22 protein-coding genes, 1 tRNA gene and 1 riboswitch are annotated in these 22,817 nt (G+C 43.7%); of the genes, 3 read left to right on the top strand and 20 right to left on the bottom strand.

The window, feature by feature from the left end:
* Positions 1 to 78 precede the first annotated feature (78 nt).
* Positions 79 to 1,278, bottom strand: a complete 1,200-nt coding sequence (locus MHM87_RS06395; protein WP_239258127.1) for an MFS transporter — start codon at positions 1,276 to 1,278, stop codon at positions 79 to 81.
* 191 nt (positions 1,279 to 1,469) lie between these two features.
* Between MHM87_RS06395 and MHM87_RS06390 the strand changes: the two genes are divergently transcribed.
* The gene (locus tag MHM87_RS06390) at positions 1,470 to 2,366 is read left to right on the top strand and encodes a LysR family transcriptional regulator (RefSeq protein ID WP_014948715.1); all 897 of its coding nucleotides are present in this window, start codon (positions 1,470 to 1,472) and stop codon (positions 2,364 to 2,366) included.
* A 7-nt stretch (positions 2,367 to 2,373) separates the two neighbouring features.
* Here MHM87_RS06390 and MHM87_RS06385 read toward each other — a convergent pair whose 3' ends face one another.
* The 9 genes from MHM87_RS06385 to MHM87_RS06345 form a co-directional block, all read right to left on the bottom strand.
* Positions 2,374 to 3,303: a DMT family transporter gene (locus MHM87_RS06385; RefSeq protein ID WP_061096344.1), complete on the bottom strand. Its 930-nt coding sequence runs from the start codon at positions 3,301 to 3,303 to the stop codon at positions 2,374 to 2,376.
* 205 nt (positions 3,304 to 3,508) lie between these two features.
* Entirely contained in the window at positions 3,509 to 4,006 is a 498-nt protein-coding gene (gene rimI, locus MHM87_RS06380; RefSeq protein ID WP_239258125.1) for a ribosomal protein S18-alanine N-acetyltransferase, read from the bottom strand.
* 8 nt (positions 4,007 to 4,014) lie between these two features.
* Complete coding sequence (locus MHM87_RS06375) at positions 4,015 to 4,743, bottom strand: alanine acetyltransferase (protein WP_239258123.1); 729 nt, start codon at positions 4,741 to 4,743, stop codon at positions 4,015 to 4,017.
* A gap of 307 nt (positions 4,744 to 5,050) precedes the next feature.
* Positions 5,051 to 5,127 (bottom strand) — tRNA-Trp (locus MHM87_RS06370).
* A gap of 211 nt (positions 5,128 to 5,338) precedes the next feature.
* Complete coding sequence (locus tag MHM87_RS06365) at positions 5,339 to 6,190, bottom strand: phosphotransferase (protein WP_239258121.1); 852 nt, start codon at positions 6,188 to 6,190, stop codon at positions 5,339 to 5,341.
* A complete protein-coding gene (pnuC, locus tag MHM87_RS06360) occupies positions 6,147 to 6,791 on the bottom strand; it encodes a nicotinamide riboside transporter PnuC (protein WP_039226441.1) in 645 nt (214 codons plus the stop codon). Before pnuC ends, MHM87_RS06365 begins: the two co-directional genes overlap by 44 nt.
* Positions 6,791 to 7,054: a hypothetical protein gene (locus MHM87_RS06355; protein ID WP_014948708.1), complete on the bottom strand. Its 264-nt coding sequence runs from the start codon at positions 7,052 to 7,054 to the stop codon at positions 6,791 to 6,793. The genes pnuC and MHM87_RS06355 overlap by 1 nt, the downstream gene beginning before the upstream one ends.
* Positions 7,055 to 7,071: 17 nt before the next feature.
* Positions 7,072 to 9,162: a TonB-dependent receptor gene (locus MHM87_RS06350; RefSeq protein ID WP_239258119.1), complete on the bottom strand. Its 2,091-nt coding sequence runs from the start codon at positions 9,160 to 9,162 to the stop codon at positions 7,072 to 7,074.
* A 55-nt stretch (positions 9,163 to 9,217) separates the two neighbouring features.
* Positions 9,218 to 9,321, bottom strand: a riboswitch (TPP riboswitch).
* Between the two features lie 130 nt (positions 9,322 to 9,451).
* Entirely contained in the window at positions 9,452 to 9,877 is a 426-nt protein-coding gene (locus MHM87_RS06345; protein ID WP_012517742.1) for a hotdog domain-containing protein, read from the bottom strand.
* Positions 9,878 to 9,936: 59 nt separating this feature from the next.
* On the opposite strand from MHM87_RS06345, the gene MHM87_RS06340 reads away from it, so the two are divergent.
* A complete protein-coding gene (locus MHM87_RS06340; RefSeq protein ID WP_239258117.1) occupies positions 9,937 to 12,198 on the top strand; it encodes a GNAT family N-acetyltransferase in 2,262 nt (753 codons plus the stop codon).
* A 229-nt stretch (positions 12,199 to 12,427) separates the two neighbouring features.
* On the opposite strand, the gene MHM87_RS06335 is transcribed toward MHM87_RS06340, so the two are convergent.
* The 6 genes from MHM87_RS06335 to MHM87_RS06310 are packed head-to-tail and all read right to left on the bottom strand — an operon-like array spanning position 12,428 to position 17,371.
* Positions 12,428 to 13,693: a tetratricopeptide repeat protein gene (locus tag MHM87_RS06335; RefSeq protein ID WP_239258115.1), complete on the bottom strand. Its 1,266-nt coding sequence runs from the start codon at positions 13,691 to 13,693 to the stop codon at positions 12,428 to 12,430.
* A 2-nt stretch (positions 13,694 to 13,695) separates the two neighbouring features.
* Positions 13,696 to 14,307 carry an energy transducer TonB gene (locus MHM87_RS06330; RefSeq protein ID WP_239258113.1) on the bottom strand — a complete coding sequence of 204 codons (612 nt, stop codon included), beginning with the start codon at positions 14,305 to 14,307 and terminating at the stop codon, positions 13,696 to 13,698.
* 1 nt (position 14,308) lies between these two features.
* The gene (locus MHM87_RS06325) at positions 14,309 to 14,707 is read right to left on the bottom strand and encodes a biopolymer transporter ExbD (protein WP_012517737.1); all 399 of its coding nucleotides are present in this window, start codon (positions 14,705 to 14,707) and stop codon (positions 14,309 to 14,311) included.
* 11 nt (positions 14,708 to 14,718) lie between these two features.
* Positions 14,719 to 15,243, bottom strand: coding sequence for a MotA/TolQ/ExbB proton channel family protein (locus MHM87_RS06320; protein WP_012517736.1), 525 nt, complete (start codon positions 15,241 to 15,243; stop codon positions 14,719 to 14,721).
* Position 15,244: 1 nt separating this feature from the next.
* On the bottom strand, positions 15,245 to 16,603 hold the full coding sequence (locus tag MHM87_RS06315) for a MotA/TolQ/ExbB proton channel family protein (protein WP_014975938.1): 1,359 nt from the start codon (positions 16,601 to 16,603) through the stop codon (positions 15,245 to 15,247).
* A gap of 6 nt (positions 16,604 to 16,609) precedes the next feature.
* A complete protein-coding gene (locus MHM87_RS06310) occupies positions 16,610 to 17,371 on the bottom strand; it encodes a DUF3450 domain-containing protein (protein ID WP_014948702.1) in 762 nt (253 codons plus the stop codon).
* Positions 17,372 to 17,914: 543 nt separating this feature from the next.
* Between MHM87_RS06310 and MHM87_RS06305 the strand changes: the two genes are divergently transcribed.
* On the top strand, positions 17,915 to 18,469 hold the full coding sequence (locus MHM87_RS06305) for a 2OG-Fe(II) oxygenase (RefSeq protein ID WP_239258111.1): 555 nt from the start codon (positions 17,915 to 17,917) through the stop codon (positions 18,467 to 18,469).
* 9 nt (positions 18,470 to 18,478) lie between these two features.
* Here MHM87_RS06305 and MHM87_RS06300 read toward each other — a convergent pair whose 3' ends face one another.
* Genes MHM87_RS06300 through MHM87_RS06285 form a run of 4 tightly spaced genes read right to left on the bottom strand, consistent with a single transcriptional unit; the run spans position 18,479 to position 22,736 of the window.
* The gene (locus tag MHM87_RS06300; protein ID WP_239258109.1) at positions 18,479 to 20,287 is read right to left on the bottom strand and encodes a putative 2OG-Fe(II) oxygenase; all 1,809 of its coding nucleotides are present in this window, start codon (positions 20,285 to 20,287) and stop codon (positions 18,479 to 18,481) included.
* The gene (locus MHM87_RS06295) at positions 20,287 to 21,276 is read right to left on the bottom strand and encodes an aspartyl/asparaginyl beta-hydroxylase domain-containing protein (RefSeq protein ID WP_239258107.1); all 990 of its coding nucleotides are present in this window, start codon (positions 21,274 to 21,276) and stop codon (positions 20,287 to 20,289) included. The genes MHM87_RS06300 and MHM87_RS06295 overlap by 1 nt, the downstream gene beginning before the upstream one ends.
* A gap of 51 nt (positions 21,277 to 21,327) precedes the next feature.
* Positions 21,328 to 21,600, bottom strand: coding sequence for a hypothetical protein (locus tag MHM87_RS06290; RefSeq protein WP_239258105.1), 273 nt, complete (start codon positions 21,598 to 21,600; stop codon positions 21,328 to 21,330).
* 5 nt (positions 21,601 to 21,605) lie between these two features.
* Positions 21,606 to 22,736 carry a 2OG-Fe(II) oxygenase gene (locus MHM87_RS06285; protein ID WP_239258103.1) on the bottom strand — a complete coding sequence of 377 codons (1,131 nt, stop codon included), beginning with the start codon at positions 22,734 to 22,736 and terminating at the stop codon, positions 21,606 to 21,608.
* Positions 22,737 to 22,817: the final 81 nt, after the last annotated feature.

The raw sequence follows: 22,817 nt of genomic DNA, 5'->3' as shown, positions 1-22,817 counted from the left end.
TCTAGCGGAAGCTCTACACCTACTGAGAACGTGTGTTGTGCAAGCTTATCAAAGGTATTTGTCGTCATTGTGGCCTCCCTACGCGCTCGTTGTGTTATTCGCCGTATTCGCAGTACTGAGTGCGCGCTTGTCTAAGTGGCCGCTGTAGCGCGTGACAAGTAACGCTGCAACAGAAATAATTGCACCAATCCACGCGGTATCAGATAACTGCATACCGTCTACAATTGCACCGCCTAGAATTGAGCCCACAGCTATTCCAATGTTAAATGCCGCGATATTTAAACCTGAAGCGACATCAACAGCATTAGGGGTAAACTTCTCTGCCAATTGAACAACGTACACCTGAAGTCCTGGAACATTGCCAAAGGCAAAGGCACCCCACACTAAAACGGTGATCACTGCGGCAACTTTACTGCCCATGGTAAATGTCAGGGCAAACAAGATGACCGCAAGGGCTGAAAAGATGATAGTTAACGCGCGGATTGGGCCTTTTTTGTCAGCAAGCTTGCCGCCATAAATATTGCCTATCGCGACAGACACACCGTAAACCAGCATAATTAAGCTGATAGCTGAGGGCGCAAACCCAGCCTCTTCCTGCAATATAGGAGCGAGATAGGTGAATGCCGTAAATGTGCCGCCATAGCCCAATATCGTCATTAGATACACTAATACCAGACGAGGCTGAACCAACACCTTCATTTGTTCACTCAAGGTGGCCGGTTTACTTTGTTTAAGATTGTTCGGTACCAGCAACGCACTGCCTATTAGCGCAAGTGTGCCAAGCGCGGAAACCACAAGGAAGGTTGCTCTCCAACCGAAGTTTTGACCAATCCAGGTACCCAAAGGTACGCCAGTAACCAAGGCTACAGTTAAGCCCGTAAACATAATGGCAATAGCACTGGCTTCTTTTTCTTTCGCCACTAGCCCTGTAGCAATAGTTGACCCTATGGAAAAGAACACACCGTGCGCTAAGCCTGTCAAAATGCGAGCTAAAATTAAGCTCTCGTAGCTAGGCGCTTGCCAAGCAAGAATATTGCCAGCCACAAATAGCGCCATTAAGTTAAGTAGAACATGCTTTCTATTCCACTTTCCCGTAAGGGCGGTAAGAACCGGTGCGCCAACGGCAACACCAACGGCGTACAAGCTTACCAGTAAGCCTGCGCTCGGTAACGTAACGCCAAGATCAGTAGCAATGGTGGGGACAAGCCCCACTATCACGAACTCTGTTGTGCCAATAGCAAACGCACTTAACGTTAACGCAAATAATGCAATAGGCATTTCAATTATCCTCAAAAAGTAATTAACGAGATGGCTTGATTAACAACGCCACCATGGCTTCTAGAACGAATAACTACACCGTTTTTTGAAAGCCATTAATAAAGTGCGTAAAGTTTGACGACAAATTTATTTGCAAAAAACAGCACTAATGACAAAATACTTTTGCGATATTTGAAAATATAAGGTGTGCGATGCCAGTCTCATCAAAAACTGAAGATTTAGAAGCGTTCCTAACCGTTGTGGATACAGGTAGTTTTTCCAGTGCTGCCAATCTACTCAATCAGCAGGTTGCAAAAGTGAGTAGAGCAGTTACCCGTCTTGAAGATGGCTTAGATGTAACCCTATTGAATCGCACTACCAGAAGGCTGGAATTAACAGAAGAAGGTGAGCTTTTCCTGCAATATGCCAGAGACGGGCTAAATATATTAGAAAAAGGTGAAGAAGCATTACGGCTATTAAAACGCGCCCCTTCTGGAAAACTTCGGGTTGATGCTGCGAGCCCCTTTGTGTTCCACCAGCTAGCGCCGTTAGTGGGTGAATTTCGAGAAGCATTTCCTGACATAACACTCGATATCACCAGTCACGACAGCATTATCGACCTGTTGGAACATAAAACCGATATCGCAATACGTATTGGTGATTTAAGCGACTCTAACTTGCACGCTCGACGTTTAGGAAAAAGTAAGCTGCATATTGTGGCAAGCCCACAGTATCTTGAAAAATATCCCATATCTGAAGGTGAGGATGGAATTAGCACGCTAAACAAACACAAACTGATTGGTTTTAGCGACTCACCAAGTCTAAATAAATGGCCGCTCAAGCAAGATATTAACTTGCAGTACAGTCTTCGTGCGTCAAGCGGCGAAACTATTCGCCAGCTGTGCTTGGCAGGTCAAGGTATCGCGTTACTTTCTCACTTTATGGTACACAAAGATATCAGTGCAGGCTCGCTGGTAGCGCTATTTCGCGACGATATCGTCAGTCCAAACCGCAGAGAGTCGGTACAAGCGGTATACTATAAAAATAGTGCAGTATCGTCTCGTATCTCTGCGTTTTTAGATTTTATACAGCCTCGACTAACTCTTTAACTTACCTTTATTTCGCGTGGCCTTTACCTAATATCTTTTTAAGTGTGCTTTGAGGAAGGCCATTTACTATTAGCGCGGCTATCATCAATATTGCGCCGGCCATAACCATAGGCAGTAGCGTTTCTTTGAGCAATATCACAGAGCTTACATAGCCAACTATCGGCGTGAGTGTACTAATAAGAACAATTTTATCTGGGGGTAATTTAGGCCCCGCCGCTACCATGAGGCCAAAACCGAGACCCGTTGCCACTGGCCCAATATACGCCAATAGTAACCAATCGCTTATATCGTAAGCCCCAAAATTAGGTGTTGGTTCAACTATCAGTGCAATAGCAAGCATGGCGAAACCTGCGATGGTAAACTGCCAGAAGACAGCTTCAATGACGCTTCCCTTCCACTTATGAAAAGACACTCTTCGAATAGCGACCGCCCACAATGCAGATGCCAGCAACATACCAAAGAGCGGTAGCCATGCGCCCGGTTGTCCCGAAGCAAATAAAATCATTGCACAGCCAATGGTAGATATACCGGTTAGAATTAATCGCTTAGAAGGCGGACGTTGCCGATACCATAGAGTGTCGATAAGCAGCATCCAAAGCGGTGTAGTGTAAATAAGAATACTGGCCGTGCCGGCAGGAATAAACTGCAGTGAGACAGTAATAAGCCCCATTGATAGGATAAACTGGAAAAAGGCAACGACAAACACCACCGAGCGATCTTTACGATTGAGCACCGGTAAACGTTTTTTGGTGATAAGTACAAACAGCGCGAGTACGGGAAGGCTTAACAAGAAGCGCAAGCACACCATCCATACAGGCCCTACAATCTCAAGCCCTAATTTCATGCCTGGCCAGTTAAGTCCTAAACACAACACCGCAACCAAAAGCATTTTAATGCCTTTTGATTGCTCTTTTTCCGTCACCGATGATGAAGACATGCGTTTTAAAAAATCCAAATACACGAACTGCGTTAAGAGAAGTTTCTACCGCCTGGTAAGCTGAATGTAGGCGGAGAATTTTGAGGGCGCAAATATAAGTGAATTAGCAAGGGATTAAAACCTTCCTGACCGTGCAAACACGCCAATTTATCGACCAAATGGTCAACTTTTTAAAACCTTGTGGAAACTTTGCTATACGGGAATATTAGAAGGAGAGGTTTGTCCACTTCATGATTTTAGCGTTTTCTTTTTGTACGCTGTTTCCATTACTCTTGTCATGCCCGTCATCATTACTTGTTACGGTATAATAGTTTTTGCGGGTTTCTATATGCTCAAACCCCGAGCTCTCGTAAAGCGCAATAGCAGTATCATTACTTTCACGCACTTCTAGCCACATTTCACGCATTGCATTTTTTACCGATGTCTCAATGACAAAATCAACTAAAGCGCGACCTACACCCTTGCCTCTTGCGCCACTGTCTACCGCAATATCCATCAGCGTAGCTTCATCAACGACCTCAAGCATGATGGCATAGCCAACAATCTTGTCATTTTCAAAGGCAAACACCCCGTAATAGGGTTTGGTGAAACAGTCCGCGAAGGTACTTAGTTTCCAAGGCGACACTTGTGCCTCTTGATGGATAGCATGAGCAAGTTCAATGTGCTCGTTAAAGCCTTGTGGCGGTACGATTGTTAACTCCATCGACGCGACTACTGTCCGTTAGCGGAGTGGTTTAATTCGCGTGCTGCGCTGATAAGCTGCGCCCACAGCTCCCGTTTTTGCACAGTTGTGAGTTTAAGCGGTGTGGCTGGCAATATAATGGCCGTTTCGGTTACCGATAGCGTACGGCCAATCATTATGGTGCTAGCCCACTGTGACGGTATACCCAACTGAACACAGGCTAGCTGCAAGTCCTTCAGCCATTGCTGTGATTTAGCTTTCTGTTCGGCACTTAACGGGATACCTTCAGGCGATACCGGCCCTTTTGCGCCAATAGACTTTGTTAAAGACTCTTGCGAGGTAACCGCATTGTCGAAAGACGGCGAAATGTTGTGTGACTGTGAAGCACCTGTTTCGGTTTGCCCTGCTTTCCCGTCATTGTGCGACCCGCCAGGTGTGGAAAGTTTTGCTGCTCCGCCGTCTTTAGGCTTAGCCTTATCTTTCGCGCTACTGCCAACATTTGCCCGCAACTGAGCAAGACGTGATTGCTTTTCTTCTTGAGATATTGGTGTTGAAGGCGGCTTATTAGTTTGAGCGTTTTGGCTGTAGGGTAATTGTGCCGATGAACTACTAGCAGTGCCGACGTTGCGTTGTACTGCATTAGTATTGTTTTGTTTCGCTTGGTCTTCCTGCTTTAGCTCAGTGTAGGCGTCTTTGGTGATCCAAACCGGGATCCCCATTTCCTGTAAAACCGCCTGCTGATATGAAGTAAGAGACATTGCGCAAAAACACCTAACGTGGATAGTTTATTGTATTTGTTTAGTTTACTAAAGTTGCAGGCTTGGTTGAATAACTATCGCGTTCTTTTGCTCGGATTGTACTTGCTGTTTAATGCTCAAGCGTTAATTCATAAGGGTTGATTCTTAAGCATTATTCGCGAAGTTATAATGCCTAGCCCTTGGTATAAGAGGAAATAAAACAGCTGCAGCAAATTAAGTACTAGCAATAAAAACCGATACGATTGAAGAAGAATTTAACAAAGAAACGATTTAGGATTTGAACGTAAACGTTCATAAGAAGAGAAAGTGGCAGGGGTGGAGGGACTCGAACCCCCAACCATCGGTTTTGGAGACCGCTGTTCTACCAATTCGAACTACACCCCTAGCGCGCTGTGCATTATACGGATGACATTAAAAAGGTAAAGCCTTTTTATCACTACCATGCACTGCATGCTTAATTAACACGCAATGCGCTGTTTTTTCAATCGAATAACACCAAATAGGCTTTATCCATCACCTGTGTTTTGTCTTATTTCCCGCTTTTAAACCGACTTCTATGCAGCGTCACTTTTAAATGCGGAGCAGTTTATGACAATTAGACCTTATTGGCGTTAAGCGCAGCAAACCACAGGTCATTAGTGATAGCGACAATCTCGGTGTGCAGATCAAATTTCGCTATCGCGTCGTGCTCATCGATATTCATTAGCGTGGCGTAATGCTTAACGAGCTCTCTACTTTCATTGATTTCAAGTTTATTGATAAGGCAGCAACTTGCTAAATCGAAGTAGCGGTTTCCCATGGCGGCATATTCCCAATCAATAATTTTGAATGAGTTATCTGCGCTCAGTAATATGTGATTAGTTAGCAAGTCATTATGACATAACACATAATCTTCATCGTCTTGTTCACTTTTTATTACTTGTTTCCGCAATGATTGGGCTTTTAAATAAAGTTCACTGCTCATATCGAGCTGTGCAACATCAATATAATGCTGCCATCTTGATGCTAAATCTAATGGCCTAGCGGTAATGGGCAAAGAATGAATACGAGCGAGGGTGTTGGCCAGCTCAAGCATTGAAAGCGTCGCACTGTCACTGTGCTCTAGCCACTGTTCAACCCAGATGGTTTCATCATCGCTTAACCATATAGGTTGCGGCGCTACTCCCAACCTATAAAGCTGTTGCTGCAAAGCAAATTGGTGCGCACGATTAACCCCACTAAAGTCATCATCGCCCATCCATTTCACCGCTAAGTCGACAGGGTTATGATCCGACTTTGGTTGCCCACTACTTTGAAGGTTATTTGCAATCAAGGGTAACTGACTATCTGCGAGCTCTTGAACGCGGTAAACGTGATTTACCGCTCCAGCAGGGTGTGACGAAATTTTCGCACTGTCGCTAAGATTAAGCGCCTTTTGCAGCGTGGCGATGATATCCAACCTGTTCACCTTGTTTTTTATATTGTACTAGCCACTGGTAATACCCAAATACCGCAAAACCAACATAGCCTAAGAACAGGCAAGCAGATAATGCATAACCCACTTGCAGGTATAAATAGGCGGACGCTAAATTGATGAAAAACCAATAAACCCAATTTTGCAGGATTTTATGCGCCACCATAAATGTTGTGACTACACTCAATAAATTAATGCTCGCATCTAATAGTAGGTACTCACTATTGAACTGTGAGCCTGCCACCTCAGACAGAACCCAAGCGAGCAATAACATACTCGGCACAATGAGCAAATGAGCCCAGAACGGCCAATGAAGCACTGGCTTAACATCGCCATCTTCCGCCCCTTTCGACCACTGATAATAACCGTATCCCGCCATTATCATATAAAAGAAGTTAAGCGCAGACTGAAATGGCAAAGTCACCTGCCAAAATAGCCAGGTGTAAATTGCGGTACTCACAAAGGCGCACAGCCAACACCAGCTGTTCTGTTTTGCGGCTAACAGCACATAGGCAATAGCGAGGACAACCGCTACCCACTCTAACAGTGAAGTAGCGGCAATTTGAGAAGTGAACTCAGAAAAAAAGTTAGCCATTAAGATGATTTTCTAGATTGCATGGCATCAAAATTTAAAAACTTAGCAACGAAAATAGCCTGCCCCACTTCTTCATGGGTCCTTTGCATTTCTTCACCAAGTACTTTCATAACCACACCATAGTCACCTGTAACCTGCGTGCTGGTTGAACTTGTTGAAACTGCAATATCACTATAGCTATTTAACCTATCAATGAAATCTTGAATAGGTGGAATGTATTCGTTAACCAATGGGTACAACGACAGTTCAACCATAACTTGCATGTCTGTTTCCTTTTATTTTAAAACGCGTACTTAACAGTAACGCCAAACTGACGACCGTTACCTATTTGGTAATATGGCTCATCGAAGGCATACTCATCGCGAGGGTCGTTGCTGAAACCACCGAATCCACGGGTGTAAAACTCACGATCAAAGGCATTTTGTACCCACAATGATGTCTGCCAATCACCGTGTAACACCACAATCTCCGAATTAACCAGCGTAGTACTTGGCGAGGTTACATCATGGCCGTCAGAAAAACGGTATTCGCTTTTGTAATCTACATCTACACGCCAGAGCATGTTATCTGTAAGTGCGTACTCACTATACAGGTTTGCGGTCCACTTAGGTGATTGAGCCTGTCTTTGCTCAGACACTTCAGTACCGTCTGCAAGCGTATACCCTTCAAAGGTAGCGCTTAGATATCCAACACTTGCATCTAGCTGCCATGCATCACTAGCAATCCAGCTAAGCTCCAGCTCGGCTCCTTTGTTTGTTCCTAAATCAGCATTATCAATAATATCTACGAACCCTGCCGTACCGTCATCACGAGTGATAACGTCAAAATCGCTCACCTGAGTATCTTTTCTATCCATATAGAAAATTGCAGCGCGAGCAATTAGGTCAGGTGTAAATAATGGGCCCTTAACGCCTACTTCGTAGTTCCAGTTATATTCTTCGTCGAAGAATCGCTGATTGTCATTCACGCGGCTGTCGGGGTTAAAACCTGCACCTTTATATCCGCGTGAAATACTGCCGTAATAGAAGTGATCGCCCTGTGTATACTGAAGCGCGATTTTCCCTCCTACCATGGTGGTGTCGAACGCGCGAGTAAGCTGGTTGTTATCAGCGTAATCAAAATCGTAGTTTTCTACTCTTAACCCTGCTACAAGTACTAAATTTTCGTTCAAACGACTTTCAGTCTGAGCATAGATAGCGGTCGTCGTAGGCGTGTATTCACTGGCAAAGTCACTATCCAAATAAGTGTACTGACGTAGCAGCTTTTCTTCCGTGCTTTTATAAAATACGCCTATTGTCCAGTCAGTCATACCATCAAAAAGTGCGGCACTGGCAGAGGACACGAAACGCATCTCGCCGGTCTGTGTTTCTACATCACGATAATAGGCGTCAAAAGACGTGTAACCCCACGGGTGAAACCCTGTGAATGTCCAGTCTTCATCGTAGCCATAAGCAATATTGTGAGAAGCATGGGTGGCAATTAGAATAAAGTCGCCCGCTGCTGTATTGGTTGTAGAGCGCGCGCTAACAGCGTGGGTTTGGTGTTCGTCAAATCCTGGTTCATCAGACAGCGTTTTGTTGTCATTGTCTAGCGAGAATGCATCGTAACCGTTATCGATATCGTACCAGCGATAAGTAAGTGCAAGTGTGGTTCGCTCATCTACGCTGCCTTCAACGGCAAAGCGCAGTGCGGTTTCATCGATATTCGCGGTATCGCTTCTATTTAAGAACGTATTTTCTACAAAGCCATCACTGCGATTATGAACCAGCGCAACACGATAGCCCCAATCCGTGTTGATATCATCACCAGTGGCGCCTTCAATACGGTAACTCTCTTTGTTCCCAATGCGGGCTTCAACGTAGTCTGGGGCGTCGCTACCCACGTCATTACTGGAGAGTTTAACCGCTCCGGCCAATGCACCTGTGCCGTATAAGGTAGCCTGAGGTCCGCGATATACCTCTAGTTGTTTAGTATCAAAAATAAGACCTGCCGCAGCAAGGCCTGAAAAATCAAATTCATCGACGATAAAGCTTACAGAAGGATTGATAGGCTCGGCGAACTGACTACGCTCTCCAATACCGCGAATTTGCACGAAGCGGCCGCGAGACGCACCAGCTGCAAAGTTTACGTTTGGAATACTGTTTAGCACACTGTCGATATGGCTCGGCTGTCTACTGCGAAGACGCTCTTGATCTAAAATGGTCGCGCTAGCACTTAACTGGTCGAGTGTAGTTTGACGAAAATCACCAGATACGATGACGCGCTCAATATCTGATGGCGTGCTATCTGAAGTGTTACTTACATTGGTTTGTTGCGCATAGGCCGCAACGGAACTAGCAAGCAGTGAAAGTGTGAAAAGTGTTTTATACATGGGATCTCTTATTCTTATTTAAGAAAAAAGATCCGGGTCTAACGGCAGGTGATAAGGCTATATTGTGAACCATCCCTACGCCGGTATTATCCGGATCAGGTTTAAGGGTTCCCACGAATGTGGATCTCAGACCGAAAACGGACACCCCTTGGTATAGTGTTGCGCTGCTAAAACTAGCAAACTCAACTTCTGCGACGGAGTCTACCAGTTCGATACACGCCGTCAAGCAGATAAGACGTTAAGCTAACGTAAGGTTTTATATATGATATAAGGCGTTGAAAGCTTAGGGCTATTCAGCGTCAATATTCATATTTAGGCGACGTACTTCATCGTCAGTTTGTGCTTTTAAACCTTCCAACGTTTTGCCGTGTGCGGTTGGTTGACGCGTATCAGGGTCAACCTTTACGAAAACGATATCGTCTGCAAAACAGATGGTTTTCTTGGTTGCTTTGTTGCGTACCAAGCAGCTTACGGTAATAGACGTACGGCCTACAGCTTTAGTTTCTAGACCAAACTCTACGATATCACCCTGCATAGCCGGTGATTCGAAACTAATTTCACCAATATGCTTAGTTACCAAGCAATTAGTTTCTAGCTGACAAATAGCCCAAATTGCAGCTTCTTCGTCTATCCATTCTAACGCGCGGCCACCGAACAAAGAATTGGCGTAATTAAGGTCGTTTGGCATAACTAGACGCCGAGAAAGAAAGCGCATTCGAATTCCTCATAATAAATCGCTACTATAGCGTTAGATTATACCGAAAAAACTGATTCATGGCGCTAACTCAATTACGCGAATGGCTATTAGCCCCCTACTTTGAAAATAGCGGCGAAAATGGCTGCAAAAAAAGCTCTCACGCTTCGCACTTATCAAACGTGACTTGCCCGCTTCACCGGAGAATGCTTGTAATATCTGGCAATGATGATTTTTGTGAAGCTGCCATACGTAGCGTTCAAGCCTTTGTAGATGAAGTTTCATCTATAAGCGTTGTGAATTTTGCTGGCGATACACTTAAGGGAAAGAACCGCAAACAAGTGCTGGGGAGCGAATGTGACATTGCCACATTAGACTGTCGCGATTCATTCAAACCTGGCGACGTGATGGCAGTGGCGGGTATCGTTAAACGCAGTGGTTGTTTAATACTTATTTGCCCTGCATTGAGTGAATGGGTTAACAATATTTCGGTCTCGTTCCTGTCGGAGGGGTTTACGCTTAAACAGAGTCGATACCTCGAACGTTTTATAAAGCACCTGCGTAACAACGACTACGTGGCATTTCACACTGAAGAAAAAACCACGCTTCCAGATACGGCTATGTACCGTATTAGCGAAGGCTTAACATCAAACGTCTATAGAGGCTCACTATTTAAATCAGAAGAGCAAGAGCAGGCATACAGTCGTTTATATCAAGCACACTCACTTAATAAACTAAACGCGCTGATTACCGCCCCAAGAGGCAGAGGCAAGTCATCATTATTAGGTATATTCATTGAAAGCCTAATCAGACAGGGTAAAAATGTACTATTAACCAGTGAACGGTTCGATAATGTGAAGAACGTGCTTTCACGTATTCAACAGTACGAAATAGCCGGTGTCAGAACACAACAACCATCCACCGCTAACATTCAAACCCAACTATTCCTTGGTGATAAGAATGAGGCAGCGACGTTTGGCAGTGTAAAATGGGTGCCCCCTGACAGTGCCTTGTTATATACCACAGAAGATGAAAAGTACGACGTTGTAATTGTTGATGAAGCGGCTTCAATCCCCCTCCCGGATGTATACCGGATCATAGCCAACCACAAGCAGTGGGTGCTTAGTACTACGCTTTTGGGTTATGAAGGTTCAGGCAGTGGTTTTATTCACAAACTCATCCCTAGTTTACCGCCATCAGCTATCCATTTAAGACTATCAACGCCGTTACGATGGTTCGAACATGATCCCATTGAAGCCTTTTTCAATACGACTTGTTTATTTGAGGACAGAGATGCAGCGCGCAATATTGGCGAGATTAATTTCAAAAACAGTATTAACCCACCGATAGATTACGATTTTTCCATAAGTTCGTTTAAAAGCATTTCCGAAGAGGCGCTTCAGCAAATAATGTCGCTACTTTCATTAGCCCATTATCAAACTACGCCCGATGATTTTATGCGCTTGATGGATAGCCCGGATGTACTTGTTGCCATACTTAAATTCAACGACAACGTGATAGGTGCTGCAATCATAAACGCTGAAGGTAGCGACTACCTGAACGGAACCGCATTGGGGATTGCGTCTGGAAAACGTCGTCCTAAAGGGCATTTAGGCGCACAGCGACTTGCTCTGTTGTCTGCTGATGCAAAAACAGCAACGTTTAGATATTGGCGTATTAATCGTATTGCCGTCGATACGGTGGCGCAGAGTAAGGGTATGGGCAGTTACTTGCTACAAAGAGTTAGTAATGAAGCCAAAAAGCAAAGTATTGACGCTATCTGTACTTCTTATGGAACGACACAAAAGTTAGACAGCTTTTGGACAAGAAATGGATTTGAGATTGTAGACTATGGGCGAAAGCCTAATAAAGCCAGTGGCGAAACCAGTGCACTAGCGTTATATCCTCATTCCAACAGAGCAAAAAAACTGCTTTCTGAATTGGTAGCGCTAAAAGAGAGCTTTAAATTCGATAACCAGTTAGACAACGTGCCCATTAGCATACTGACAATCTATGTAGAAAAGTTAGTACATTTTACCCAAGGCACACGCACTTTAGATGATGTTTGGCCGATATTACATAAAATTGCGCGTTATGCAGAGACTCACCCTACACCAAGCGCAAATACTCAACTGAACAAGCCAAATAACACAATACTGTATACGCTATGGCGTCTTGTTGAAATCATTAACACGAAGCGCTTTCTCAGAAAAGTACTTACACATTCAGATATGAATTCGAAGCAACTTGTTTCTACATTCAACGAAGAAAACCTAAAAGCAAGTGGGTTAAAAGAAGTCACTATTATTATAAGAGAAGCACTTCTGCCTGCTTTCAAATAATAGAAAGTCTGTAGCCTGAAAGTACAAATAATCAGCTTGGCGTAGAGCCACTATACCTGCGTTAACAAGCCGCGATTACAAACATTTTAATTCTAGCTGAGTGGGTAATGACCTATGCGGACTGGTGTTAAAGCCCTATAAATATAATCCTATTCGAGAAAAGCTCACTTACTAAATTAAGGGCAAAAAAAAGCCTCCCAAAGGGAGGCTTTTTTGTTAAAACCACATATTAGATACTAATACCGCGGTTCTTCGCTTTTTCCTTGATATAAGGTTCCCACGCTGCAGCGTTGCGGCGTAGAGAGCGATCTTTCTTAGCTTCTTGTACGTGCTTGTAAGCAGACTTGAAGTTACCTGCGTAGAAGTTCGCTTCCATTAACGTGAAGTGAATCTTCTTAGGGTCTTCAGCACCACGCTCTAGAGCATTCTCTAGTGCTTTAATAGCGCCTTTGTAGTCTTCCGCTACAAGCAAAAGTGTACCTTGCTTACGATAATGCTCAGGGTCTGAACTCTTAGCAGCAGCTTGTGCATACAAGTCGGCAGCTATTTTGAAGTTCTTTGCCTGGTGATAAGCATTAGCTACGTTTGCTAACATATCGGCATCATTTTTTAGCAAGCCTTCTTTCACGTGCTTTTCAAGCAACTTGGCCGCCTTGTAAGGCATACCGTTACTTTGATAAAGCTGAGCAAGCGTCTTTATTTCTGACTCTTTCTCTAGATAGCCCTGCATATAAGCAAGTTCTAGCGTTGAAAGACCTTTCTTATAGTCTTCAACTAAGATGTAGAAAAAGCCAAGACGTGACCACCAAGTTTTTTCCTGAGGGAAAGTTCTAACAAGATCTTCCGCCACAGCAACCGTTTCAGGGTACATCTTACGCTCGTAGAAAGAAGTTAGCTTTAATACATACGGGTTTTTGTTTGGCTCTTCATACAAAGCAATCGCTTTGTCTGCTGGCTCAACCATCTTCGCTAGTTGCTTAGATTCAAAGTAAGCCTGTGCCAAACGCGTATATACGTCTGCGTCTTCTTTACACGTGAAGTCCATCCACTTGTTATACCATTTAATGGCATCAGTGTACTTCTCTTCCTGCATGCTCAAATCACCTAGTAATTTAAGTGTTTGAGAGTGTTCAAGGTCGTTTAGAACTTTTGGTTCAACTGATTCAACCAAATACCCTAAAGCTTTACCACCTTGACCTTCTTGCGCAGCAAGTAAGTTACCAATAAAACGCTTTACGTAAGCTCTATCGAAATCGTCAGATGCGTCGATTTCGTAAAGTACGTTTAGTGCTTCATTAACTTGGTCTTCATTGTAGAACTCAAAAGCTTTCTGAACTTTTTTACCGGTACGCTCACCTACAAGCGTTGTTTTTCCTTTCTCATATCCAGGACAAACAACAGGTGCTGACTGCGCTAGGGCAGCGGGTGCTGAAAGCACCGCACCTGCGCCTAGCACTAAAGCAACGGCTGACATTTTGAATGTACGTTTCATCATGATCATTGCTCCAGTTTAAAGTCTAGCTGTACGAACATGCCAGATTGTTTAACTGGCTTGCCATCAACGATCTTAGGCTTGTATTTCCACTTACGTAGAGCACGACGTGCTTCACGGTCGAATACGCGCTTAGGTTCAGCTTCGATAACTTCGATATCTTCAACACCACCAACTTCATTGATAGTGAAAGACAGTCTTACCCAACCTTCACGGCCGTCACGGGCTGCATCAGGCGGATATTTCGGGTCGATACGAACGATAGGTGTTGCTTCACCATCACGCTGCATTGCACCAACACCACCGATGTTTACACCAACACCACCTGTGTCGATAGCTGGAATAGCTAAGCTAAAGCCATCTGCATCAGGTTCCGCTGTTTCCGGCTCTACTTGCTCCATTTTAGGAGGCTGTGGAGGCGGAGGTGGCGGTGGTGGTGGAACACGAGTACGCGTCTGCGTCTGGTCGTCTGGTTCCTGCATTACAATATCGATAACCGGTGCAGGCGGTACTTCGTCTGCTGGTCTAGATGAATTTTCAATCAACTTGGCCATTAGAACGAAAAGGGCAAATGCAACACCAGCACCTAAAAGTATAGATACAATTATACGTAACATCTTATCCCCTTGCCGCTACCGAGACTCGGTTAACGCCAGCGGCTTTAACCTGATCCATAATCTCAACTACTAAACCATGCTTCGCTTTTACGTCAGCTTGAATGATTACGTAGTCAGTAGGCTGCTCGGTAAGCAGTCTTTCAATATTCGCTCTTACGCTGTCCGGCGCAACTTCACGCTTATCTAGCCATACATTTCCGTCTTCAGTTACGGCGATGAAAATGTTTGCATTTTTGTGAAGAATCGCCTGGCTCGCATCTGGCTTGTTGACTTCGATCCCTGCTTCTTTAACGAAAACAGTGGTAACGATAAAGAAGATCAGCATGATAAACACGATATCCAACATGGGCGTCATGTCGATCTGTGCATCTTCTTCCTCGGTTCTGACTTTTCGAGCCATAATCTCTCTCTCTAATGATGTGGCAGGCTATCAACTAGCCCTTCTCTTGCCAGCTTCACTTTCGCTTCAAGACGTGAACTGATGAACAGTCCAGATAGCGCGGCTACCATTCCCGCCATTGTCGGGATCGTTGCCATAGAGATACCAGCTGCCATTAGACGAGCGTTGCTGGTGCCCTGTGTTGCCATTGTCTCGAAAACACTGATCATACCGGTTACTGTTCCAAGTAGACCGATTAGTGGACACATTGCAATAATGGTTCTGATAATCAGCATTCTAGCGTTAAGATCGTCTGACGCTTGAGAAATCCACGCGTCACGGATTCTATGCGCATACCATGATGTGGTATCTGCTCGGGCATCCCAATTCGCGATGATGTTTTTCTTCACCTTTGGGAAGACCGAGGTTAAATACCAGTAACGCTCAATCATTAAAACCCACATGAGAAAGAGCGCAGCAGCAACGAAGTATAGTACGTCACCGCCGGTAGCGATAAAGTCCCTGACCGATTCGAATAATCCAATCAGGTAATTCATATTACGCTTTCTCCGACTCTGAGTGAGCAGCTACGATACCCGCAGTTTGCTCATCAAGAATGTGGATGATTGACTTGCTACGAGAAGCTACGATGCTATGAGTAAGGATTAGAGGCAGAGCCGCGATAATACCTTGAGCAGTAGTTACAAGAGCCATAGAGATACTTCCTGCCATCATACGTGGGTCACCTGTACCGAATAGTGTGATGGTTTGGAATGTCTCGATCATACCTAGTACTGTACCTAGTAGACCTAGTAGAGGAGCAATCGCTGCGAAGATCTTGATAACGTTGATGCCGCTTTCAATTTTTGGAAGCTCGCGAAGAATCGCTTCATCAAGTTTAAGCTCAAGGTTTTCTGCATCAGCAGTCTTGTTCTCTTGGTAAACTTTAAGGATACGACCTAGTGGGTTACCTTCTGAGGGATTGTTTACGTTCTTAAGCTGTGAACGCATTTTTCCACCAGTGATCGTTAGTGTGATCATTTTGTAGATACCAATTAGTAGGCCAATCGCAAGCATAATTGTGATTGTGTAACCAACTGGACCACCAGCATGATAACGCTCAGACATTGTCGCTTTTTGCTTCAATAGACCAAGGATTGCACCTTGAGAAGGGTCAGCAAAGAAAGGAACAAAACCAGAACTAGCGCCGATTAGTTCGTCAGCAGAAGCTACAAAGTGACCATCTGGTTGACGACCAAGAGGCTGAACAACTTCAGCTTCAGCGTCATACGCTAGGTAACCAGCTTCACCAACAAGGTTGAAAGTACCAACACGAACAACTTCTTGCTGTGAAGAACCGCCGTCAAGGTTAACAACTTCTGTAGTGAACTTAACTACTTCACCGCCTTCAGTCATTTCTTTCTGAAGAGCAAACCATAGGTCTTCAAGTTCTTTAATGTTTGGAAGACCTTTAGAGTCTTCTGACATTTCAGCAAGGAACTGACCACGGCCAGGGAATTGTGCACTTACGATTGATGTAGAGATACGGCCGTAAGCTTCAGAAGATGCTTGACGTACCACACCGAACATTTCACCAAGTGTACCTGTAGCTTGGTCTAGCTCAGCAGCTTTCTCGTTTAATGTAACTTCGTTGTCTGAGAATTGCTTCTGTAGACGGTCACCACGAGCTTGTTCAGCTTTAAGATCTGCTTGTGCTTTGCGAAGAAGTGCTTGCTTGTCAGCACGTGCTGATTGGAACTCAGCTTCGCGTTGCTTATCTAGGCGAGCTTCAGAAACGCGGTTCTGTTGAACCTGGTCTAGAAGGTCTTTCAGGCTCTTTGCTTCCTGAGCCTGCGCTCCGGTTGCTGCAACTGCAACTGTCGCAGCGGCTAAAAGAGATTTGAATACTGGTTTCATTAACAATTACTCCGCTGCGCTAATTGGTAGTTTAATCAGATCCGCAGGAATGACGTTGTTAGCCATTTTAACTGCGTCAACAACTGAAGACAGATACTCGTCACCCAGTTTTTCCCATGCGCGGCTTTCGTTGTTCCATACCCATGCGTGAGTTTGGTCTAGAGAAAGTGCAACTAGCGCCGTACGACCTAGGTTAAAGAAGTCAACAGTAACTTCTGTGCCTGCGTCGTCGATAGTACCTTGGTAAGAGTTGATCTTAGTACCGTATTCAACTTCTACTAGGTAAGCTTCTAGTACCTGACGGAACTGTTCTGAAACAGTTACGTTGGAGTTAGCCATAAGGTCGCGAAGACGCTCAACACGCTGTAGACGCTCGTCTAAGTGAATTGGACGGTCTAGCTTGATGAACTGCTCTAGGCTGTCAATCATGCGGAACATAAGAGGAACGATGCCCTGCTTAGTTTGTTCGATGCTGTCGATCTGACGTTGTAATGAATCGATACCGCGTTGCTGGTCTGCAACTAGGCTTGCGATGTAATCGTTGTAGATTTTAAGGTTTTCTGTCTCATCTACTGTTTGACGATACTCAACAAGTAGTTCTTGAGACTGTTCAAACAACGTATTGATTTTTTCTTGAGATTTCGCTGCAGCCGCGTGGATTTTCGCTTCTTCTTTATGAAGATCTTCAAGCGTATCTGCAGAGACTGCGCTACCTGTTAGTGCGAATGCACCCATAACAGTAGAAGCAATAAGAGTTCTCTTGCTCATTTTGGACATAGTTCCCAACCAAATTTCTTATTTGAATCCTCGCCGATAGGAAAATATTCGGGCAAGGGGCGTATAAAACTTTCACAATTTTGTTTCAGGAATGTAGCGCCGACGTCAATTGTCAGTACTACGAACGTATTATACTCACATGGAATGTTACGTTTAGTCAAGTAACACACTGTTTACACCTGACAGATTTTCGTTTAAATGCTCGTTTTCCGTTCAGTTAGGTTGAATAAGCATTTAAAATAATCTTGCATAATTCTAGCCACATCTTAATCGTTTAATAATCACCCAAAATTAATACGTTTAAATGCACGAAAATGAAAGATAGGTGCAAAAAGTACGCTGCGCTTTGCACTAATATTGATCATAAAAAGCCATCATTATTGTTGCAAGACACCTTATATTGTCGGTATTTGAATCTCAGATGACAGTGTTTTTAATCGTAAATGTTAAACAAAGCGTTGAAAATTAACATTGGCTTGCCATGCACAATTTGTTATTTATACCGCATCCATACATTACAAGAATGATTACAACGTGAGCGAACCTGCATATAGCTATACAATAGATGACAAGCCAGTTTGGGTATTCGACGATTTATGCACCCTAGATGAAGCAACTGGTATATACAAGGGTTTAGAGATAAGTGCCTTCAAGCACACAGAAATCGCACGCCCTGACACGGCGCAATACAAACACTGGGCGGTAGAGCTAAGTGATACGCAGGTGCGAGGGCTGGCAGTTTATCAACGCGCTATTAATAAAATATTTAATACCACAGGAAAGCACTACAAGGCATATCGCGGTTATGTGAATTACGCGTCTTACGGAGACATGCTGTTTACACACACTGACTGTTTACCTGAAGCAGACGAACTTACTGTACTGGTTTACCTGTGCCCGGAATGGGATATTGAATGGGGTGGCGAAACGCTTTTTTATAACAGCAAAAATGATTGCGTTTTCGCCTGTACGCCAAAGCCTGGCAGAACTGTTATTTTCCATGGGGCAATTAAACATGTAGGCAGACCACCAAGTCGAATTTGCTTCATGCCGCGATATACCCTTGCTTTTAAGTTAGAGCCAGCTTAAGACAGGCTCTTAACTCGTTTTATCTGGCACGATATCAAAAGCGACGGTTAATCTTTGCTCATCAGTCACAATTGGATTTGTCCCGTGCCACATATAGGAAGGGAAGAAAGCAATATTTCCCTCTTTCGGCTTCACTGCAAAGTCTTCTGGCATTTCGACGCCACTTATATCTGGCCGCCCGAAGACCAACCAACCGTTGCCACTTGTTTTAACTTCAGCCGGTACGTCCACATACAGAACTCCACTCAGCCACCCTTCTGAATGATAGTGAGATTTGTGAAATCCTTTCTGTCGCAACCTTACCGACCAACTGCCGATAAAATCAATGTCTTGACTCAGACGGGATAAAAATGGATGTTTTTTCTCTTTAGTAAGTGTCGATAGAAATGATTTAGCCCTAGCTTCAATTGAAGTTTTTAGCTCTTTAATTACTGGGTGCGCTGAATCGAGAAGGTTTTCAAATGTCTGAGAACCATTGCGAAGCGATTGCCCAATAGGATGCTTTTCGTTGTTGTGAAGCGTATTGAGGTGCGCTTTCAGGATGTTTATAAATTTTGTGTTTGTGTCCTCGTTTCCTAACAACGGCTGCACACTCACAAACCTTTGATAATCGCATAACTGATTATATTTGGCCTCATCTCCATTGGCTTTGTACGCTGTAGATAATAATGTCCAGTAGCCCTGATTAAGGGGCGAAATTCGGCACACAAGCTCGAGCGCTTTTACAGCCTCTTTGTACCTTTTAAGACTTAATAATGAGTAACTTTTCTCAATCAGTAAAGGAAGCGTCTCTAGCGTGGGATTAGAAGCTTTGACACTAACGGTTGCTAGCGCTTTTTCGAAATAGCCAAGCTCTCTTAGCGTATTTGATAAACTGGCCGCTACGGCAATTTGATAAGTGGGAAGTTTAGCTTCAATGAGCTTTTCTAACCATAGCTTAGCTTTATCGTACTCTTCTACCCTAATCATAAATTCCGTGTAAGCTAAAATTAAATCCGGGTTGTTAATTGATAAGTTTGCTTCTAAATAAGAAAACGGCGTTTCCAGATTTTGAACCCAAGCTAAATGAGCATATTCTTTATGCAAACTTACGCTAGTAGGAAAAAGCCGTATCCCCTCTTTATAAGTGGCGAAGGCCTCATTCATTGAACCCTTTAATGCTAATACTGCCGCTAGATTCTGGAACAGTTCTGCGGTTGGGTTTCCCGTCGATAACGCTTGTTTGTAGAGTGATATTGCTTCGTCGAACTGGCTATTTTTGCGTTTGATATTTCCTAAGTTGTTAAGCGCTTTTACATTTTGTGGTTCGATGCCTAATAATTGCTTCAAATAACGTTCAGCCACATCATCGCGATGGTCCTCTACTAAAATTGATGCCATTAGCAGCAAAACTGTGTTTTTGTTTGGCTGTGTTGTCAGCAGCTGATGACATTGCTTTTCAGCTTCACCATAGCGCTTGGCAGCATAAAAAGCCCTTGCTAAATTATATCTGTAATCAAACCCGTTAGGCTTGATTTTTAGGGCTTTTGTAAACCACAAAATAGCTTTTTCGCTTTGCATTTTGTCGAGGAACAAATTTCCATAGCTGTTCATTAGGTCAGTAGACTGTGGAAACAGCTTTAAGCCTTTCTCAAAGACTTTAACAGCCTCATCAAGTTTACCTATTTTCCTTAACGCACTGCCGTGTAATTGAGAGACTACAGGGCCTACACGAACTAACGCCCCGTTTTTTTTTAATGTATTTATAACAAAAAGAAAATCCCCTGCGTTGAAAGCATTAATGAGGGTTGGAATGACAATATTTGGTTGCGACTGCATTATTTAATTAACCTTTTATCCAAAGAAGCTAGCGCTCCATACTGCACAGACCATTCGCCATATTTGGAAATAAAATGGGCTACATCTTCTCGCTCTTTAAGCGTTAGATGGGGATTCCAAATGTCTATTATTAAGACTGCCCGGACCGTTTCGGCCTCATTTTCTGCGCTATGCTGATAGCTGTCGTCAAACAAAATCGCTTTTTTTCTTTCGCTCCAATACATGCGTTCATTAGCGACCTGTAAATAGGACTTATCATTAACTATCAGTGGAATATGTAACGTCCACTTAATATTAGAAATGCCGAAATGGGGAGGGATTTTAGTACGTGGCTGCAGCACAGAAATGACCACCTCTGGCGCGTGTACCGGACAATGGGCCAGAATTGGCGAGTTAAATAGTGCTTTTACTTCGCTGGGCAAGTTATCACTATGTTCGGTAAACTTGCCTGCTTTCATAACATGGAGCGAATTCCAATTTTCCGTTAACCTTGCCCACTCTTCGGTGTCAGGCACAACGCCTATTTCGTGAATGTACTGTTCGTTAGCACGTGACAATAGAGACATAAAAGCGTCTTTATGGGTACTAAGTGTTTCAATTAATATTTCAAGCCCTTCTACCACACTTATATCTGAAAACGGCGCGGAGGGAAGGTTTGGAATAAATAAAAAACTAGGGGCTTGAAGTGCCTTATCAAACCTCTTTTGTTCCGCGCCGCAAAACATCGAGATAGCACGTTTAATTCTTTCACTCGAACCCATTGATGCGGTTTTTGCAAATAGATCACGTCGAGCCAAATTCGCGGCGTTATGAATATGTGTAGCTTGAGATTTAGAAAGCAGAACGTCAGGTTCTGGCGACAGATAATCAGGGTAGTGCGAATAAACATCGCGGTAAAGAGAAAGTGCGTCATCATAGTCGCCCGAATTGATTGCGACTGTGATCCGCGCTAGCGCATCTTTAGGGCTATTATCGTTTTTTTTAGTCATACAAAAATGGGAAGCGTTTTGCTTCCCATATTAAACTAACATTAGATGTATTTACAGGTCACCGCCGCCAGTTTCTGTTCCACGCTGCATGCGCAACCAGCCGTCGCGACCAGCTTCACGCATTTGTTCTCTTTCTTCTACAGAGTAACAAACGCGCTGCATGCGATTCGAGCCAATCTTTTTCTCCATTTTGCATACCATACCATCGTCTTCTGCGTTGGTATTAGCTTTAGCATACTGAGAGCTTTGATTGCCAGTTGAACCACATGCGCCCAAGGCTAGAACTAGGCTTGATGCAAGAATTACTTTCGTTACTTTTTTCATCCGTGTTATCCCTTAGTATAAGTACCGTGAACTACGTTACCATAAATAGTTGGACATTCTCTAATCCATTTTGTAACTAACCATTTATCTTGTGAAATAGGCGGTGCGCCTGCATGATAGCTGTTTAGTAATAAATTACCATTTTCATCCGTGTTAGAAAAAACAACGACAGTTCCGCTTATTGGCGCAATCCTAATATTAAGTTTAGGAAACAGGGTTTCTCCACCCTCGCTAACTGTATTCAGATAAACGAGTGCTGTCTTAGTGCGCTGCTTTCCGTCTTTAAACATTTGCGCATCGTTTATTTCGTTTAACCCATCATAGTGAGGTCTGTACTGTTGGCCGGGTTCATACCGCAATAAATTTAACGCTTCACCGTTACTTTTCGGCGTATTAGTGATTTGAGATATAACTTTATCTAGCTTTCTGGTGATCCAGTCACAATGATTAGGCGCGATGATAGCAACATAACTAGTACGCACACTGTCGATTCTGCCTTCTCCCGTTAGAGGATCTACAATCATTGAGGGTTGTAACAATGCACTGAATTTAGTAACTATGTAATGACATTCATATTCAGACAGTATGCTTTCATACACCTTAATAGGTAACAATTTATCTAACACGTTTGAAGGTTCATATACGCTATCAAGCGACTCAGATATTTCTTGAATAACTTGTTGCTGCACACTCTCGTCATTAGTAGCTTGTGCCGTTGAATTTAAATTGAGCTGTTTAAAGATATTTGGTGCTAGGTTAAACACTCTGCTCGCAACATAAGAAAATGTAGCGCTACCTACCGATAGATAAGAAAGCGCAACTAAGTAGGCCTCTACAACACCTTTATTACCGAGTGCAAGTAACGTTTTAGCCACCAACTCGGTATTCGTTATTTCGTCACCAAAGTAACCAATTTGTAATTTATGGAACTGTACGACGGGCTTATCAGCACACTCTACCCCCTGTAAGAACGCGACTGATTCACCAGGGTTCTCCCCTGATTTAAAATAAGCATAATCTAGCGCTGCATTAACATCTCCCAATTCGCCAGCTTGCTTAATCCATTGCATTGCCTCATCGGTGTTGCCTGACACATGGGCTTGGTTAGCATTCTTGATACACTGTTCTATATTCATTACCTGTTGTCCACACTATATTTAGGACGGGTCACACATAACAAAAAAGCCTCCGAAGAGGCTTTTTTTTATTCTATCTAC

The sequence above is a fragment of the Alteromonas sp. Cnat3-28 genome (assembly GCF_022348265.1).
GTDB classification, from domain to species: domain Bacteria; phylum Pseudomonadota; class Gammaproteobacteria; order Enterobacterales; family Alteromonadaceae; genus Alteromonas; species Alteromonas macleodii.
Note: the sequence above shows the minus strand (reverse complement) of the source record. Positions and strands in the feature narration are given on the sequence as shown.